This is a genomic window from Cupriavidus sp. 01L45, assembly GCF_056399885.1.
This window is the reverse complement of record NZ_JBFTSG010000096.1, coordinates 1-17,887: the sequence shown is the minus strand read 5'-3', so window position 1 is coordinate 17,887 and position 17,887 is coordinate 1. Positions and strand designations below refer to the sequence as shown.

The window sequence follows — 17,887 nt, the reverse complement described above, 5'->3', positions numbered from 1 at the left end:
TGAGCATCAAAGGCAAGGCATATATCGTCGGGGCCTACGAGCACCCGACCCGCAAGGCACCGGACAAGACCGTCGCGCAACTGCACGCCGAGTGCGCCAAGGGCGCGCTGGAGGACGCAGGACTCAGCCTGCAGGACGTGGATGGCTATTTCTGCGCGGGCGACGCGCCCGGCCTCGGCGCGCTCAACATGGTCGACTACCTCGGCCTGAAGGTGCGCCACGTCGATTCCACCGACACCGGCGGCTCGGCGTACCTCGTCCACGTGTCGCACGCCRCGCAGGCCATCGCCGCCGGCAAGTGCAATGTGGCGCTGATCACGCTGGCGGGGCGGCCGCGCTCGGAAGGGTCGAGCGGCACGCAAGCGCGCAACTGGGGCGCCAACCTGCCCGACCAGCCGTTCGAGGCGCCGTTCAACCCGGTGACGGTGAATCTGTACGCGATGGTGGCGATGCGCCACATGTACCAGTACGGCACCACCAGCGAGCAGCTGGCGTGGATCAAGGTCGCAGCGTCGCATCATGCCCAGCACAATCCCAACGCCATGTTGCGCGATGTGGTGACCGTTGACGRCGTGCTGAACTCGCCAATGATCTCCGATCCACTCCGCAAGCTCGACTGCTGCGTGGTGTCCGACGGCGGCGGCGCGCTCATCGTGGCGCGTCCGGAAATCGCCGCCAGGCTCAAGCGTCCCAAGGTCAAGATCCTTGGCGCCGGCGAAGCCGTCAAGGGCCAGCTCGGCGGCATGGTGGACCTGAGCTGGTCGGGCGCCGCCATTTCGGGCCCGGTCGCCTTTGAAGAAGCCGGCATCCGGCCGTCCGACATCAAGTACGCCTCGATCTACGACAGCTTCACCATCACGGTGCTGATGCAGCTGGAAGACCTGGGCTTCTGCAAGAAGGGCGAAGGCGGCAAGTTCGTGGCCGACGGCAACCTGATTTCCGGCGTGGGCAAGCTGCCCTTCAATACCGACGGCGGCGGCCTGTGCAACAACCATCCCGCCAACCGCGGCGGCATCACCAAGGTGATCGAGGCCGTGCGCCAGTTGCGCGGCGAAGCGCACCCAGCCGTACAGGTCAGGAACTGCGACCTGGCGCTGGCCCAGGGCACCGGCGGCTATCTCGGCTCGCGCCATGGCAGCGCCACCTTGATCATGGAACGGGAGTAACAAGATGAGCACACCTTACACAGCCACTCCCCTCAAGTCGCCGCAAGTCGCGCCGGACAATACCGAGTTCTGGGAAGCCGCGCGTGAGGGCCGCCTGCTGGTCAAGCACTGCAAGTCCTGCGGCAAGCCGCACTGGTACCCGCGCACGCTGTGCCCGTTCTGCATGGGCGAGACCGAATGGAAGCAGGCCTCGGGCCGCGGCACCGTCTACTCGTTCAGCGTCACGCGCCGTGCGGGTCCCACGCCCTTCTGCATTGCCTATGTGGCGCTGGAAGAGGGCGTGACCATGATGACCAACATCGTGGATTGCGACCTGGATACCGTGCGTATCGGGCAGGAAGTGAAACTCGTGTTCACGCCGACGGAGGATGGGCCGCCCATGCCCACCTTCACGCCGCGCTGAGCGGCGTCAGCGCAAGAAGGCCCGCGGCCCGGCCGCGGCGCCACTCACATGGGCATCAGTCCACGCCGCCTCCGGACGGCTGGCTCCTCCCCGATGCCGTCCATGCAGCCGACACCGCGCCGGCGTGGTCCGAAGTCTGGATTCCTGTGCGTCGTTTCCTATCGGAAGCGGGCGGCCAGGGCGTAGCTGGCAAGAAAGCACAGGGCTTTCCAGCGCCTGAATGTCCGGGACACCAGACAGGCAGCGAGAGCGTTTTCAACGCGCAATAGCGACGAATTCATCACGCGCCTGCCCCCAGGATTCCCCCGCGCAGCGAAATGTCTTCTCATTTCCGCTCCAGCCCTACAGTTCTCCAACAGCCTTCCGTTAGCCGGGGCATGCTGGCCGACAACAAAATTGTCGGAGGCCTTTTTCCACAACCGCCCCCTACCCATCGCGCATGCTTCTCTCGCTACGTACACGCATTACGGCGACCTGTGTCGCCATTGTTGTCACCGCCCTGTCCGCATCCACCGCCATCACCTACGTTGTCACGAAGCACAGCGACGAACGCGCCCTGAGGCAAAACCTCGCCACAATCACCCAAGGCAACGCCCAGGCCATCACCGAATGGCTGACCGCGAGAGCCGCCATGGTGGAAGCAGTTTCCCCTGAGAGCCTCGCCAGCGACCCCATGTCCGCGGTCACGCAACTGGAGAAATCCGGCGGCTTTGTCGTGGCTTACGCCGGCTTTCCCGACAAGCGCGCCGTATTCTCCCGCGACCTTGGCATCCCCGCCGGTTACGACCCCACGGGCCGCCCGTGGTACCAGGCTGCCGTCAAGACCGGCAAGCTGGTGATCACGCAACCCTATGAGGACATTGCCTCGAAGAAACTCGTGGTGACGCTGGCCCTGCCGGTGTTGGCCAATGGCGAGCTGAAGGCCGTCGTGGCCGCCGACGTGAACCTGGATGCCGTCACTTCCATCGTGACGGGCATCCACCCCACCCCTGCCAGCTTCGCCTTCCTGGCTGACAACAACGGCCGCATCGTTGCGCATCCCGATGCGAAGCTCAACCTCAAGCCGGCCACCGACCTGTCCGCCGAGTTGACAACGAACGCGCTCGGCAGCCTGGCCGATCCCGAGAAGCCACTCGCGGTGAAGATTGCCGGCGCCGCCAAGCTGCTCCATGCGGAGCCGGTGAAGAATTCGGACTGGGAACTGGTTGTCGCCATGGATGAGGGAGAGGCCCTGGCCGGTCTGCGTAGTGTGCTGCGGGCCATGTTCATGACGCTGGTGGTCGTGGCGTGTCTCGCGGCCGGTGTGGGCTCCGTGATGACTGCCTCGGCGTTCCGGCGGCTGTCCCAGGTGCGCGAAGCGATGGATGAGATCGGCTCCGGGCACGGCGACCTGACCAAGCGGCTGCCCGCTGACGGAGAAGACGAAGTCGCCCAGATCGCCCGCTCGTTCAATCAGTTTGCCGACAAGCTGTCGACCGTCCTGATCGATATCCGCGACAGCAGCGAATCCGTGCGGACCGCGGCCGCGGAAATCTCCCAGGGCAATATCGATCTTTCATCGCGCACCGAGCAGGCCGCCGCCAGCCTGGAACAGACGGCCGCGTCCATGGACCAGCTTACCGGCACCGTGCAGAACTCGGCCGAAGCCGCCGTGCGCGCCGGCGAGCTGGCCGCCTCGGCCTCGCAGGTCGCCAACCGGGGGGGCGAAGCCGTTGCGCGGGTGGTGACCACGATGCAGGAGATTTCCACGGCATCGGCCAAGATCCACGACATCATCGGTGTCATCGACGGCATCGCATTCCAGACCAATATCCTGGCGCTGAACGCCGCCGTGGAAGCCGCCCGCGCCGGTGAACAAGGCCGCGGGTTCGCCGTGGTGGCCGGCGAAGTCCGCACCCTTGCGCAACGCAGCGCGCAGGCCGCCAAGGAAATCAAGGCCTTGATCAGCAAGTCGGTGGCGAAGGTGGATTCGGGCGCGGACCTTGTGCAGGAAGCAGGGGAAACCATGAACAGCATCGTCGCCAGCGTGAAGCAGGTCGAGCAGGTGCTTCGGGAAATCTCGGCCGCCGGCAGCGAGCAAAGCGTCGGCATCATGCAGGTCAACCAGGCCGTGGGCCAGCTCGACAACACGACGCAACAGAATGCGGCGCTGGTCGAGCAAGCGTCGGCCGCTGCCGGCTTCCTGCATGAGCAAGCCAACAAGCTTGCCGATGCGGTGAGCCAGTTCCGGCTGGCCAGGGCCCATGGCGACGCCAGGGCCGTAGCCTGAAGCGCCGGACAGGAGGCGGCATGTGCCAAAGCCGTCTGCAATGACGACGGCGTCCACTTCACTCTCTCCCCTCAGGGGGAGATTTGGAAAGAGAGGGCTCCGCTACGGCTGAACCCTCTTTTCATTCGGAGAGGACATACGCCGTGGTGGGCCGCAAAGCTGCCCAGAAAGAAGCGTCCCTTCCCTCCTTTCCAACCTTCCAACCGCATTTGAAGAAATATCCCAAATACTGGCAGCTTGCACGTGGCATAAAATACACTTCGCCGCGTCCAGGCACGATCCGAACGCGGCCTCATCCACCTCGCAATGCCTGTAAGGCAGGAGACCCCCCTCGCATGACTGTGTTCCAAGGGACCGGCGCCCTTTTCACCCTCATCGCCATTTTTGGCGTCATCAACCACCGCTTTATCAAGCTGCCCGATACATTGGGCATCACTGCCGTCGGCCTGGTGGCCTGCCTGAGCGTCTCCATCCTCGGCTTCAACCATCCTGAAATGGTCGCGCAGGCCCGCAAGCTGGTGGCCCAGATCGATTTCTCCGATGTTGTGTTCCATGGCCTGCTCAGCCTGCTGCTGTTTGCCGGCGCCCTCCACGTCGACCTCTCACGCATGCGCCGTCAGCGCCGGGCCGTGATCATGCTGGCCACCGTGGGCGTGGTGATCTCCACCGCCGCGGTCGGTGCCGGCTTCTACTATGTGGCGCAATGGCTCGGCCACCCGATCAGCCTGCTGTGGTGCCTGGTATTCGGCGCCCTGATTTCTCCCACCGACCCGATCGCCGTGCTGAGCGTGCTCAAGAGCGCGGGCGCGCCGGAAAGCCTGGAAACCAAGATTGCCGGCGAGTCCCTGTTCAACGACGGCACCGCGGTGGTGGCGTTCCTGACGCTGGTGGGCCTGGCCACCGGCGCCACCGATTTCTCTCCCTCCCATGTGGCGGTGGCGCTGGTGCGCGAAGTGCTTGGCGCCGTGGCGCTGGGCATCGTGGTCGGCTACGTGGCATCGCTGCTGCTGCGGGGTATCGACAGCTATCCCGTCGAGATCCTGATCACGCTGGCGCTGGCCACCGGCGGCTACAGCCTGGCCGAAGTGGTACACGTGTCGGCGCCGCTGTCGGTGGTCATCATGGGCCTGGTGATCGGTAATCACAGCGCCACCAAGTCGATGTCGGAAAAGACGCGCGAGCATTTGTTCAACTTCTGGGGCCTGCTCGACGAGTTGCTCAACCTGGTGTTGTTCGGCCTGATCGGGCTGGAGATCATCGCCCTGTCCCTGCAGCTGCATATCGTCTGGCTGGGGCTCGCGGCGATTCCCGTGGTGCTGCTGGCGCGCGGCATCAGCGTGGCCATCCCGCTGCTGGCGCTGCAGAACTTCCGCCGGCTCAATCCGCACTCGGCCACCATCATGACCTGGGGCGGCCTGCGCGGCGGCATCTCGATCGCGCTGGCGCTATCGCTGCCGGAGTTCCCGGGCCGCGAGATGCTGATCGGCGTGACCTACCTGGTGGTGGTGTTCAGCCTGCTGATCCAGGCCACCACGCTGGGCAAGCTGGTCAGGCACCTGAATGGCCTGAACGCGAAGCGATAGCCGCAAGGCGCGCGGCGGAGCGCATCCGGCGCGCGCATCGGCCTTACAGACGGCTCTGGTAGATCTTGTCGAATTCGCCGCCATCGGCGAAATGCCGGCTCTGGGCCTGGGCCCAGCTACCGAACACATCGCTCACGGAGAACAGCTGGATCGGCCGGAACAGCGCCGCGTGGGTTTTTAGCACGGCCGCCGAACGCGGCCGGTAGAACTGGCGGGCGATCACGTCCTGGCCGGCATCGGACCACAGGTATTGCAGGTAAGCCGTCGCCACCTTGCGCGTGCCGCGCTTGTCCACCACCTTGTCGACCACGGCCACCGGCGCCTCCGCGATGATCGACTGGCTCGGATACACCACCTCGAAATTGTCCCCCAGTTCCTTGCGGATCTGGTGCACCTCGCTCTCGAAGGTGGCCAGCACATCGCCAAGCTGGCGCTGCGTAAAACTGGTGGTCGCGCCCCGGCCGCCCGTATCGAGCACCGGCACATTGCGGAACAGCCGGCTCACCGCGTCGCGCGCCTGCGCCTCGCTGCCGCCCTTGCGGATGGCCGCGCCCCACGCCGCCAGATAGGTGTAGCGCCCGTTGCCCGAGGTCTTGGGATTGGGCACGATCACCTGCACGCCCGAGCGGCCCAGGTCCTCCCAGTCCAGGATGCGCTTGGGATTGCCCTTGCGTACCAGGAACACGATGGTGGAGTAGTACGGCGCGGCATTGTCGGGCAAGCGCTTCTTCCAGTCCTGCACCACCACGCCGCGTTGCACCAGGATGTCGATATCGGTCTCCTGGTTCATCGTCACCACGTCGGCCTCCAGGCCATCGGCCACCGAACGCGCCTGCTTGCTGGAGCCGCCGTGCGACTGGTTGACGACGAGCGTCTCGCCGCTCGCCTGCTTCCAGTTGGCGACAAAACCAGGGTTTATCTCGCGGTACAGCTCGCGGGTGACGTCATAGCCGGCGTTGAGGATGGCGGTGTCGGCCAGCGCGGGCAAGGCCGCGCCGAGCAGCAGGCCCGTGGCAAGGAGACGGTGCAGGAGGATTGGCATGTGGTGGACGGTGGTTGGATGAGAGGAAGCGGCGCCGCGCCGCAAGAGCCGACGCGCGCGCGACCTTTCATTGTCCACAGCAAGGCAACCGGGACGGAACGAAGCTTTCCGCATGTCGATAGACGGTCGACAGCCGGGCGTCCAAAGAAAGAACATGATCCGGCGCTCGCTCAACGGCTCCTGTCCTTCCCCTACCCGCCGTGGGGGGGCTACCGCCATGGCAGGCGCCTATCATCAAGGCTGCGTCGAGAGGCCTCCCGCAGTCCTCCCAGCTTCGCACCCGCGCCGCAAGCCGGAAACGCAGACGCCTTGCGGCGCCATTGCTGTAGCCGCTTCTGCCGGCGCCGGCGCCACTAAGAACTATTTCACAGGACGTGAGATGACCGAAGTCACCCTTGCCTTGACCGACATCCCGGACGGCCGCTGCCGGCTGCTCCGCATTGGCACGCATGAAGTCGCGGTGTTCCATGTCAATGGACATGTCCACGCACTGGCCGACAGTTGCCCCCACGCCGGCGCATCGCTGGCGGGGGGCAAAGTCGACGGCACCACCGTCCAGTGCCGAGCGCATGGCTTGCGGTTCAACCTGGCAACCGGCCACATGGCGGGTAACGCCGCCCTGGCGGTCAAGTGCTACCCGGTAACCGTTTCCGGCGGGATGGTTACGGTTGCGGCACCCGACGACTGACGCGCCCCCAGCCGGGCGGACGCTCTAGGCGTTACGAATGAATGCCCGGACTTCCGGGTAAATGTCCTCGCGCCAGCGGCGGCCAGAGAAGATGCCATAGTGGCCGCACCCGGCGGCGGTAATGTGCTTCTTGCCCTCTCGCGCGATGCCAGTGCACAACTCGTGCGCCGCCGCCGTCTGGCCGGCGCCCGAGATGTCGTCCAGTTCGCCTTCGATGGTCAACAGCAGAGTGCCCTTGATGTCCTGCGGCCGCACCGGCTTGCCGTCGACTTCCCAGGTGCCGTTGGCAAGGCGGAATTCCTGGAATACCTCGCGGATGGTGTCGAGGTAGAACTCGGCGTCGATATCCAGCACCGCGTTGTATTCGTCGTAGAAGCGCACATGGGCTTCCGCGTCGTCGGCATCGCCTTCGACCAGGTTCAGGTAATAGTCGTAGTGCGAAGTCAGGTGACGGTCCGGGTTCATCGCGACGAAGCCTGCGTGCTGCAAAAAGCCCGGATACACCTTGCGGCCATGCCCGGGGTAATTCGCCGGCACCGTGTGAATCACATTATTTTCGAACCACTTGAACGACTTGTTGGTCGCCAGCGAATTCACCGCGGTCGGACTGCGCCGCGCATCGATCGGACCGCCCATCATGGTCATGGTCTTGGGCGTCTTCTCGCCGGCCGAGGCCAGCAGGGAGATGGCCGCGAGCACCGGCACCGTAGGCTGGCACACCGAGATCACATGCAGGTGTTCCGCGCCGATGTGGCGGATGAATTCCTGGATGTAATGGATGTAGTCGACCAGGCCAAAACTGCCGTCCTCGACCGGCACCATGCGGGCATCGATCCAGTCGGTCACATAGACCTTGTGATCCCGCAGCAAGGTTTTCACCGTGTCGCGCAGCAGCGTGGAATGGTGGCCCGACAGGGGCGCGCACACCAGTACGACCGGCTCATCCTTGAGCAGCCTGATGGTATCGGGGTCGTCCGCGTAGCGCTTGAAGCGCACCAGTTTGCAGAAGGGCTTTTCGATGATGGTCTGTTCGACGATCGGGATGTCCCTGCCGTTGGAGCGTACCGACCTGATATCGAAGGCCGGCTTCTCGTATTCCTTGCCGAGCCGGTAGAGCAGTTCGTAGCCCGCGGCCAGGCGCGTGGCGCCTGGCACCAGGGAAAGCGGACTCAGGGGATTGGTGAAGGTCTTGGCTGTAGCCTGCGCCCACGCGGTAAGCGGGTGGAGCATCGAGCGCTGGAATTCATGGAGCTGGTAAAGCATGGTTATTTCCCCCGGGATAATCCTTTTTTCTTCAGCGTTTTTCCAGATAGAAGAAAACTCGGCTGCGCACTTCGTCAGCTATTGGTCAGCTATAGCAGATTCTTCCGCAGTTGCTTCTTATCGATTTTCCCTACGCTGGTCTTCGGGATCTCGGCGACGAATACGATTCGCTGCGAATCCGGCACGGCGTATCGGCTGATCCGCTTTTCGTCGACGTAATGCTGCAAGTGGCGGCGAATATCCTCGACAGTCAGGCCCTCATCGCTGACGCACACGACGGCCATAGGGCGTTCGCCCCATTTTTCGTCCGGCGCGCCGATCACCGCGCTTTCACGCACACCGGGAATCCCGCAGATCAAATGCTCGACTTCGATGGAAGACACCCACTCACCACCTGTCTTGATGACGTCCTTGAGACGGTCAACGACCTGTATGTATCCATCCGGCAACATGACCGCCACGTCCTGGGTATGCAGGTAGCCCCCCGCCCAGAGTTCCTCCGAGGCCTCGGGCTTGCCAAGGTATCCCAGGGTCAGGTAAGGCGAGCGCAACACGATCTCTCCCTGCGTCTTGCCGTCGCGCGGCACATCCCGCATCTCGCTATCGACAACACGAAAATCGGTCAGGGGAACCGGCCTGCCGGTCATGCAGCGCAGGCGCACGCTTTCATCGATGTCTTCAGGAGCCACGCCCGGCGGGAACTGAGACAGCGCGACGATCGGCCCAGTCTCCGACATGCCATAGCCGGCGAAGACGTCGATGCCTTCCGTGACCGCGGCCTTGCAGAGCGATGCCGACAGCGCGGAGCCACCGATGATCATCTTCCATCCGCGCAGATCCGTCTCCTGCTCGCGAGCCTGTTGCAACAGCATCTGCAGAATGGTAGGCACGCAATGGGAGAACGTCACGCTTTCTGTCTTGCGCAGCCGTAGCAGGGTTTCCGGCAAATACCTGCCGGGAAGCACGATCTTGAGACCGAGCATGACGGCGACATAGGGCATGCCCCACGCCAGCACATGGAACATGGGTGTGATGGGCATGTAGACGTCTTCGCGATGCAGTCTCTGGCCCTCTCGCGGCGCGCACAGAGTGGTCGCTGTCGCGAGCGTATGCAGGACGATCTGACGGTGACTGTAGCTCACGCCCTTCGGATCGCCGGTGGTGCCGGTCGTATAGAAGATGGCCGCCGTGGTCTTCTCGTCAAAGTCCTGGAATGCAAAGTCGGGCGATGCCTGGCTGAGCAGCGCCTCGTATTCTCCTGCGACCGGCAGGCTGATTTCGGGCAGCGACTGACCGTCGGCAATCGTGATGATCTTGCGGACATGGCGCAATTCGGATCGGATTTCCTCCAGCAGCGGAAGGAAGTCGGCGTGTGCCAGGATCACTTCGGCGCCGGAGTCATTCAGCGTGTAGGCAATTTGCTTGGGCGAGATGCGCACGTTGACGGTAAATAGTCGGGCGCCCATCATCGGGATCGCGAAATAGCTCTCAAGATACCGGTGGCTGTCCCAATCCATGACGGCAACCGTGCCTCCATGCGCCACGCCTTGCGCGGCAAGCGCGGATGCAAGCCGTCCGATGCGCTGGCGGAACTGCCCGAAGGTAAAGCGCTGTTCTGCGCAGTAGGTAATTTCCTGGTCGCCATAGAGGCTGACGGAGTTCAGAAGCAACTGCCCGACAAGCAACGGGTAATCATAGGCCGACGGGGTTGCCGCAATCTGGCTCGAGGCTGGGTCAAAAGCTTGCATGGAGGGTCTCCTGGTAGTTTTGGTGGGTGTGTATCTTTGCCAGGCCATGCAGCGTGCGAACCGTGCGTTTGCACAGCGCCCCATGGTTCGCTGAGTACGGCGCCCGCCGCGCGTTTGATGCGCGCGTGGGACGTGCCAGGCTGGCGATCGTCGTTACCTGCGCCGGCTGATGCGTGTTCCGGCGCAAAGGCTGGCAGCCTACTTCAGCTTGTCCGGCCGGAGCCTGGGTCTGAAGGTGGCATGAAGTAAGCCTGCTGCCCTGAATTCTGCAGGACAATCGCCGCGGCTCCCCCCCACTGCTGGGGGGGGACGCCGCACTCGCCAGCATCAGAATACTGGCGACAGGTACCCAGGAACACTTCACCAAAGTGCGGGGTAGCAACCTTCGCGGCGGGGCGAGACCGCTCGCCGGTAGCGTGGCGCGTCGCCCGCATCGCGGATGCCGCAAGAATAACCAGGAGACTCACATGAAATGCATTGGTTGGTTCAACAGGAACGGTCGCGCGCTAATGGCTGGCGGGGCAATGGCCCTCTGCTTCGCTTCTCAACAAGCCGTTGCCCAGGCATGGCCTGCGAAGCCCGTGCGCATCGTCACCGCCGCGCCCCCGGGAGGCACTGCCGATATGCTTGCCCGCAGCCTTGCCGACGGCCTGAGCAAGCAGCTTGGCCAGAGCTTTATCGTTGATTCCAAGCCGGGAGGTTTCGGCGCGATCGCGGTACAAGACGTTCTGGCGGCACCGCATGACGGCTATACACTCCTTGTCATCCAGGACGGCATCGCTTCCGAAATCCCTTTTCTATCAAAGCTCCGCTTTGATCCCTTCAACGACATCAAGCCACTGGCGGAACTGGCGCGTGGCGGCCTGGTGCTTGTTGGCAACCCGAAGTTGCCCGCCAGGGACCTTCCCGAACTGATTCGATACATCAAGGCCCACCCGGCCAGCGTCAACTACGCGTCCTACAGCAGCGGCATGCTTGGGCACACCATGGGCCTGCAACTGAATCGGCTTGCCGGTATCGACATGAGCCATGTCGGGTACAAAGGCTCTCCGCCAGCGCTACAGGACGTCATGGGGGGGCATGTCCCGCTGATGTTCGACGGCACCGCAACGTCGCTACCGCTGATCAAGGCCGGCAAGCTCCATGCGTTCGCCGTCAGTTCGCCGAAGCGTCTCGCCGTGCTGCCGCAAGTACCCACATTCACGGAACTCGGATATCCGGGGCTCAATCAGGTAGCGTGGATAGGACTCTGGGCAACACCGGACGTGCCGGAAGCGATTCAGGAACGCCTGCGCGCCGCAACCCGCAAGGTACTCGAAACGCCCGCCGTGCGGGATCGCATTGCCGAACTGGGCCTGGATGCAGGGCTCCCCAAGAGCCAGGCTGAGCTAAGCGCCTCGCTTCACGCTGCCCACGAGCGCCAGGGTGCGCTGCTGAAGGCGATAGACTTCAAGCCCGAATAACAGATGCCAGACGTTATCGATATGAGCCTAAGCGCCGCGCCCGCGAAAACCGAGCCCGATGGCATGGGTCACACATTGACGATCGAAGTCTTCTTCGACTTTGTCTGTCCCTGGTGCCTGATTGGCAAGCGCAACCTGCAGGTTGCCGCGAGCCGTCTGGCCGAAGCACGGCCTGACGTGAGTCTGAAGCTGCTGTGGCGCTCGCATCAGTTGTTGCCGGACACACCGGTTGGCGGCTTCGACTACCAAGCCTTCTACCTTGCACGCCTTGGCAGTCTTGACGCGATCGCCAGGCGTCGTGCCCAGGTGCGGCAAGCCGGCAGCGCCGCTGGCGTCGATTTCAACTTCGAGCGGATCGCCCTCCTGCCTAACACGGCGGCCGCACATGATCTGGTCGCCCATGCCGCGGGGCATGGCGACGAAGTGCAAGTGGCGGCATTGATAGAACGCCTGTTTTGCGCCTATTTCATGGACGGAGAGGATATCGGCGACTTCTCCGTCCTGGAACGCTTGGGACTGGATAGCGGACTGGACCGACAAGGGCTGGCCGAGCATCTCGGAGCGTCCCCCGGCCGGCATGGCGGGTTGGTACGTCAACTACCGCCTGCCGGTTATGCCATCAGCGGCGTCCCCTGCTTTGTCTTCAACGGCACACAAGCGCTTTCCGGCGCCCATCCGCCGGACACGATTTTCGAAGCGATGTTGCGCTCGGTTCGAGGCTGAAGCCGCTCAAAGCCGACGCGGTGCGGGAGAACGGTGCCGTGTGCGAATGCGCGATTTGTTACACGGGAGCCCGGCGATCGCGTCGCTGCCCCCCCCCGCGACAGGGGGCAATCACCTACATTGCGAGGACTAGACTGGGCATCGGGTTCTTGGCATTCGGGCTCGCATCCGGGATTCCAGATGCGAGCTTTTTTTTTCGCCATTGCTCACTGTCGCCGGAACGCGCCCTGCCCATTCCAGCCGCGGCTCCAGTCAGGCGACGAGATGCGCCGATGCGGAAACCGGCGCTGCGGCGCATCGGCAGGAAGCGCGTTTTGACCCCCTATCGACAAAACCGGTAAGGGATATCCAAATTTCGCGTTTTTCCGATTTAGCCAGGCGCTCTACGCTCGCATATCAACATAGAAAAGCTCCCCCATGTCTTCCATCGCACAAGCCAGCAGCCCCCCCGTCTCCGCCGCCCTGAACTGGCGGAATCGCCTGCTTACGCTTCTGCCTCTGGGATTTACCGCCTGGCTGGCGCTTCAGCTTTCAGAGCATCCGGCCATCGCCAAGATGGGCCTGAGCGCCCTGACACTCGCCATGTTCGCAGGCATGTTCGCCGGGAACACGTTGCCGCGCGACTGGCTCACGCCGCTGGCGCCGGGCATGCAGGTCGCGCGGCATCACATGCTGCGCCTGGGTGTGGGGCTGTATGGCCTGCGCCTGACCTTCGACGCGATCGTTGCGCTGGGCCTCGCGGGTGTCCTGATTCCCCTGGCCATGCTGGTCTCGACCTTGCTGCTGGGTACCTGGATCGGCGTCAGGCTGCTGGGCCTCGAACGGCGCGAAGCGCTTGTGGTCAGCGCGGGGAGCGCTGTTTGCGGGGCTGCCGCCGCGATTGCCATGGCTTCAGTGGTCAAGACCGACAATCGCCAGACTGCCGTTGCCGTGGCTACGGTCGTGCTGTTCGGGACTGTGGGCATGGTGCTCTACCCTTACCTGTTCGACCTCGCCGTGGGCCACATGCACTTCGCGGTCAGCGAACGCACATTCGGCATCTTCACCGGCGCGACCTTGCATGAGGTAGCGCAGGTCATTGCCTCCGGCAAGATGGTCAGCGACGCGACCGCCGATGCCGCCGTCGTTGCCAAGATGGTACGCGTGCTGGCGCTCGGCCCCCTGCTGCTGATCATGGCGCTGTGGACCCGCGCAAGCGACCGCAAGCAAGGTCTCGATACGGGCGGTGCCGGCTGGTCCGGTCTCCTGCGCTCGGTGCCGTGGTTTGCCCTTGGTTTTGTTGCCGTGATGGCCATCAACTCCGCCGGCATGGTCCCGCCTGCCTGGAAGCCCGGGCTGATCGCACTGGACAACTGGCTGCTTGCCACCGCCATGCTTGCGATCGGCCTGCAAACGCGTTTGATTGACCTGGTCCGGACCGGACGCGCACCCATGATCCTGGCGGGCATCTTGTTCGTGTTCCTGATTGCAGGTGGCGCCGCCCTGTGCTGGTTCACGGCCTGAGCGACGGCGGATAAGAAGCGAGAAGAAGACCAACCGAAGAGGAGAAATAGTGGAGAACCGTAAGAATCCTGAGCAAGTGCTGCCCACGCGGCGCACCTTCCTGCGCGGTGCGGCCGCACTCGGTGCGCATGCGGCGCTGGGCGGCATGGCGTTCGATGCAATGGCGACCGCGAATGCAGGCACCGTGGACTTGCCGTTCGACAACGGCACGCGCGAACTGGTGGCATTCCCCCAAAAACGCCCGCTGATCCTCCTTACCAGCCGCCCCCCGCAGCTCGAGACACCATTCAGCGTATTCAACGAAGGCGTCCTCACGCCGAACGATGCATTCTTCGTGCGATACCACTGGAGCGGCATTCCCACGTCCATCGATCCCGACAGCTACCGGCTGCAAGTGGGCGGCAAGGTTGCGAATCCGCTGGCATTGTCGCTGGCGGACCTGAAACGCATGACCGACCCCGTTGAACTGGTGGCGGTCAACCAGTGCTCCGGGAATAGCCGCGGCTTTCTAGAGCCGCGCGTCAATGGCGGGCAGCTGGCAAACGGTGCCATGGGCAATGCCAGATGGATGGGGATTCCGCTGAAAAAAGTACTGGAAAAGGCTGGCGTGCAGCCGGGTGCCGTGCAGGTCAGCTTTGACGGACTGGACCGTCCGCCGCTGGATGGCAGTCCGGACTTCCTGAAAGCACTGCATATCGATCACGCGCTGGATGGCGAGGTGATGCTGGCATGGGGCATGAACGGGGCGGACTTGCCCTTGCTCAATGGCTATCCGCTCCGCCTGGTGGTACCGGGTCACTATGGCACCTACTGGGTGAAGCACCTTTCGAATATCCAGGTGCTTGACGGCGTCTTCGATGGCTTCTGGATGAGCGCGGCGTATCGCATTCCCGACAACGGCTGCGCATGCGTCGAACCGGGCAAGGCGCCCGCGCGCACAACGCCGATTGGCCGCTTCAATGTTCGCTCCTTCATCACCAGCCTGCAGACCGGCAGCAAGATCTCGGCCGGCCATGAGACAGTCGTGCGCGGCATCGCATTCGACGGTGGGTACGGTGTTTCCGACGTAGCCTTCTCCGCCGATGGCGGGCAGACCTGGAGCGCGGCGCGTCTGGGCAAGGATCTTGGCCGCTACTCCTTCCGGGAATGGAGCGTGGCCTTCCGCCCGCCGCGCAAGGGAAGCTTCGAGCTGCGCGTACGCGCCACCAATCGAATTGGCCAAAGCCAGCCGCTCAATGCACTCTGGAATCCGGCTGGCTATATGCGCAACGTGGTGGAAACCACCCGCGTCAGCGCCGTATGAGGGACACCATGAAGAATCCGCATAAGCTGGTGCGCGCCGGCCTTATCGCCACGTTGGCGGTGTTGAGCGGCATTCCCGCTGCCTTTGCACTGGAAGTCACGCTCCCTGCGGAAACCGCCGGCTATCGGGCCAGCGAGCTCCCAGGGTACCGCCTGGTACAGCAGAACTGTATGACCTGCCACTCCGCGCAATACGTGCAGAGCCAGCCGCCGTCATCGACGCGCACCTACTGGGAAGCCACGGTAAAGAAGATGAAGAAGCCCTTTGGCGCACCGCTGAAGGACGAAGACATGCCGGCCATGGTCGACTATCTGGTCAACACCTACGGCGCCGAACGGGGCAAGGACAGCCAGGGAGCCGTTGGCGCGCACCCTGCCGCGCAGACATCCGCAGCGCCGCAGGATGCCAGGAGCCTGCTAAGTGCGAACAACTGCACCGCTTGCCACGCTGTCGACAAGAAGGTGGTCGGGCCAGCGCTGCATGATGTCGCGGCGAAATACGCCGGCAAGCCGGATGCGGCCACGCAACTGATGCAGAGCATTCGGGCCGGCGGCAGCGGGAAGTGGGGCGCCGTTCCCATGCCCGGGTTCCCGCAACTAAGCGACGCGGAACTGAAAACCCTGGCCAACTGGGTGCTGACAAAGTAGCAGCCTCGGATTCCTGGCGCCTGGCGCGCCGTAGCGGGCGAATACGCGCAGGCCTGGCCGGTTCCAGGCCGGCATCGGCACGCCTTTGTCATCCAATACGTTGGCGATGACGTTCAGCACGGCGGCATGCTTCACTCCAGGCAACGCCAGCAGCGGCATGTCGCGTCCGATCAGCCGCAATGCCTGCCGCTCAGCCCCACTCGCGGCGCAGGCCGAGGCGGGGCCGGTGGCGTCTTGCTGGCGGTTAAACGACGGTCACCTTGCAGATCTTGGAAATCATGTAGCCCACGGCGGCCATCTTGTGTTCGTGCTTGACGGCAAAGGCATTCAGGTGCGCGGTGACGCAGCGGTCCAGCGCCTCGCCGGCGCCTTCGTTTTCAAAGCCCGGCAGGAAGGAGATGGAGATGCCCGGCAGCGGGTAATCATGAAGGCGAGCGTCCGCGACCTGGGTGTAAAGATTGCCGTTCCGGAACTCCTCAGGGATCTCGTCCCATTTCGGCAGGAGCTTCTCGGTACTACGCGCCAGTTCAGCGTCAGTGATGCCGTTCAAGTCGGCTCGGGTCAGAGAGTAGGCCATGGTCGTCCTTCAGAGACAAAAAATGCATCGGAGTGATGCTCTGGCCGAATGAATGCGCTGTGACTGCGGCTTCGACCGGGGGGGACTGAGCATCTGGCCGATTCAAACATGTCTCGGACAAGAGCCTCCCCCCAGCAACGGGGGGGAGGCTGTGTCTTAGCTGGGTAACGTCACGCTGCCGGCCGGGACCGACGGCACTCCCGCTATGCGTCTCGCAACAAGCCCAGCAACTGCGCCCGGCGCACGATCTGCTTGCGGGTGCCGGCGTCCAGCTTGGCCGACAAGTTCTTCAGGTGCCACTTGACCGTCTCCTGCCCGATGCCCATGGCAAGCGCGATTTCCTTGTTGGCGAGATGCCGGGCCAGCAACGCCAGGACATTACGCTCTTTCGGTGTCAGCACCATGCTAAGCGCCACACGCGGCCTGTCTGCGCCGGCCTCGGCAGTGACGGGCACCGCCTCCCGCGCCTGCCTGGCAGGATCAAGACGCTGCGCACCGAACGATTCCATCTCGCTATTGCGCGCCCAGTCCGCCAGCGCGGGATTGACGTCGAGCAGGCCGCGCGTCATCCCGTACGCCTGCAGAAGATTCATGGCTTCGCGCAGCAAGGCTAGCCCCTTCTCGCCGCAGCGGTCCTGCGCCAGCGCCCGCAGCGCCATGATCTCGACGCGCATGCTCCCGAGTTTCATCGCCTCCGCCCCCGCCTCGGCCCGCGCCAGGTGTTGCTGCGCCGCCCGCCAGTCCTGCTCGGCAATGCAGACATAGGCATGCGCCAGATTCTGGAGCAAGTTCAGGCTGCGCTGCCTGATCGGAGAATCGGGCGAGGCATTGTCCGCAACGATCTCGCCGATGTGCCGCTGCAGGGTCCGGCATGTCTCGGAGCGGAAGCAGCCGCTATGCAGCCGCAACTGCTCGGTCAGGCTGGCCACGCACAGCCGCGGCAGATTGCGGGCAACGCCAACCGCATGCATGGTCTCAAGCAAGTCAAGGGCGCGATGTTCAGCACCCGTGGCAGCTGCAATGCGGGCCGCCGTGCGGTAAGCGAGCAGCACCGTGTCTGGCGTGCCGCCGCGCTCCAGGATGTCGAGTCGATTGGCCAGCAGCGCTGCCGCTTCGTCAATCTGGTCGCGTGCATGAATGGCGGTGGCCAGCAGTGCGGCAAGCATGCAGGAAAACGGGTGGCGCCGGCCCAGTTCTTCGTCGGCACGGCCCAGCGCCGGCCGCAGCGTGTGCTCCGCCAACAGGACCTGGCCCTCGAACAGGTACGCCAGTCCAATGATGTAATCGCGCCAGCGGACGACATAGYGGTAGGCAAGACCAGACTCGCCAAGCGGTACGTTCTGCTCGTAGCGACGCGCCCTGGCATATTCCCCCGCCATCAACGCGCGGGCAGCCAGGCGATTGGCATGCGCCTGCACCAGCCACGCATCGCTCACGGGCGGTACCTCCCCCCAGCGATCGAACAGGGCGGCCATGCAATCCGGCTCGTCCGCGTAATAGGCGGCGGCG

Annotated in this window: 15 protein-coding genes; 10 read left to right on the top strand and 5 right to left on the bottom strand. The window is 64.0% G+C overall.

Annotated elements, in window-relative coordinates:
• The 4 genes from AC1DT6_RS38795 to AC1DT6_RS38780 form a co-directional block, all read left to right on the top strand.
• Positions 1–1,166, top strand: a 1,166-nt coding sequence (locus AC1DT6_RS38795; RefSeq protein WP_477115492.1) for a thiolase domain-containing protein, incomplete at its 5' end; no start/stop codon positions are given.
• A gap of 4 nt (positions 1,167–1,170) precedes the next feature.
• The gene (locus tag AC1DT6_RS38790; RefSeq protein WP_276290242.1) at positions 1,171–1,569 is read left to right on the top strand and encodes a Zn-ribbon domain-containing OB-fold protein; all 399 of its coding nucleotides are present in this window, start codon (positions 1,171–1,173) and stop codon (positions 1,567–1,569) included.
• Between the two features lie 439 nt (positions 1,570–2,008).
• Positions 2,009–3,838 (top strand): methyl-accepting chemotaxis protein, encoded by a 1,830-nt coding sequence (locus AC1DT6_RS38785; protein ID WP_441636136.1) that lies wholly within the window; start codon positions 2,009–2,011, stop codon positions 3,836–3,838.
• 335 nt (positions 3,839–4,173) lie between these two features.
• On the top strand, positions 4,174–5,421 hold the full coding sequence (locus AC1DT6_RS38780) for a cation:proton antiporter (RefSeq protein ID WP_045240468.1): 1,248 nt from the start codon (positions 4,174–4,176) through the stop codon (positions 5,419–5,421).
• Positions 5,422–5,464: 43 nt separating this feature from the next.
• On the opposite strand, the gene AC1DT6_RS38775 is transcribed toward AC1DT6_RS38780, so the two are convergent.
• On the bottom strand, positions 5,465–6,463 hold the full coding sequence (locus AC1DT6_RS38775; RefSeq protein ID WP_441636134.1) for a sulfate ABC transporter substrate-binding protein: 999 nt from the start codon (positions 6,461–6,463) through the stop codon (positions 5,465–5,467).
• A 379-nt stretch (positions 6,464–6,842) separates the two neighbouring features.
• Between AC1DT6_RS38775 and AC1DT6_RS38770 the strand changes: the two genes are divergently transcribed.
• Entirely contained in the window at positions 6,843–7,151 is a 309-nt protein-coding gene (locus AC1DT6_RS38770) for a Rieske (2Fe-2S) protein (protein WP_441636132.1), read from the top strand.
• Between the two features lie 24 nt (positions 7,152–7,175).
• Here the strand turns inward: AC1DT6_RS38770 and AC1DT6_RS38765 are convergent, their stop codons facing one another.
• Together AC1DT6_RS38765 and AC1DT6_RS38760 are read right to left on the bottom strand one after the other, a co-directional pair.
• Positions 7,176–8,414 carry a polyhydroxyalkanoate depolymerase gene (locus AC1DT6_RS38765; RefSeq protein WP_441636130.1) on the bottom strand — a complete coding sequence of 413 codons (1,239 nt, stop codon included), beginning with the start codon at positions 8,412–8,414 and terminating at the stop codon, positions 7,176–7,178.
• A gap of 89 nt (positions 8,415–8,503) precedes the next feature.
• Complete coding sequence (locus AC1DT6_RS38760) at positions 8,504–10,162, bottom strand: fatty acid--CoA ligase (RefSeq protein WP_477112105.1); 1,659 nt, start codon at positions 10,160–10,162, stop codon at positions 8,504–8,506.
• Positions 10,163–10,578: 416 nt separating this feature from the next.
• On the opposite strand from AC1DT6_RS38760, the gene AC1DT6_RS38755 reads away from it, so the two are divergent.
• The 5 genes from AC1DT6_RS38755 (at position 10,579) to sorB (ending at position 15,801) form a co-directional block, all read left to right on the top strand.
• Entirely contained in the window at positions 10,579–11,625 is a 1,047-nt protein-coding gene (locus AC1DT6_RS38755; protein ID WP_441636126.1) for a Bug family tripartite tricarboxylate transporter substrate binding protein, read from the top strand.
• Between the two features lie 3 nt (positions 11,626–11,628).
• Positions 11,629–12,348 carry a DsbA family oxidoreductase gene (locus tag AC1DT6_RS38750; RefSeq protein WP_477112104.1) on the top strand — a complete coding sequence of 240 codons (720 nt, stop codon included), beginning with the start codon at positions 11,629–11,631 and terminating at the stop codon, positions 12,346–12,348.
• 417 nt (positions 12,349–12,765) lie between these two features.
• Entirely contained in the window at positions 12,766–13,851 is a 1,086-nt protein-coding gene (locus tag AC1DT6_RS38745) for a YeiH family protein (protein WP_441636122.1), read from the top strand.
• A gap of 49 nt (positions 13,852–13,900) precedes the next feature.
• Positions 13,901–15,154 (top strand): SorA family sulfite dehydrogenase catalytic subunit, encoded by a 1,254-nt coding sequence (gene sorA, locus AC1DT6_RS38740; protein WP_441636120.1) that lies wholly within the window; start codon positions 13,901–13,903, stop codon positions 15,152–15,154.
• A gap of 8 nt (positions 15,155–15,162) precedes the next feature.
• Positions 15,163–15,801, top strand: coding sequence for a SorB family sulfite dehydrogenase c-type cytochrome subunit (gene sorB / locus AC1DT6_RS38735; RefSeq protein WP_441636118.1), 639 nt, complete (start codon positions 15,163–15,165; stop codon positions 15,799–15,801).
• Positions 15,802–16,045: 244 nt separating this feature from the next.
• On the opposite strand, the gene AC1DT6_RS38730 is transcribed toward sorB, so the two are convergent.
• Entirely contained in the window at positions 16,046–16,378 is a 333-nt protein-coding gene (locus tag AC1DT6_RS38730) for a hypothetical protein (protein ID WP_441636117.1), read from the bottom strand.
• A 203-nt stretch (positions 16,379–16,581) separates the two neighbouring features.
• Positions 16,582–17,887: helix-turn-helix transcriptional regulator (locus AC1DT6_RS38725; RefSeq protein WP_477115491.1), on the bottom strand; the 1,306-nt coding region annotated here is incomplete at its 5' end.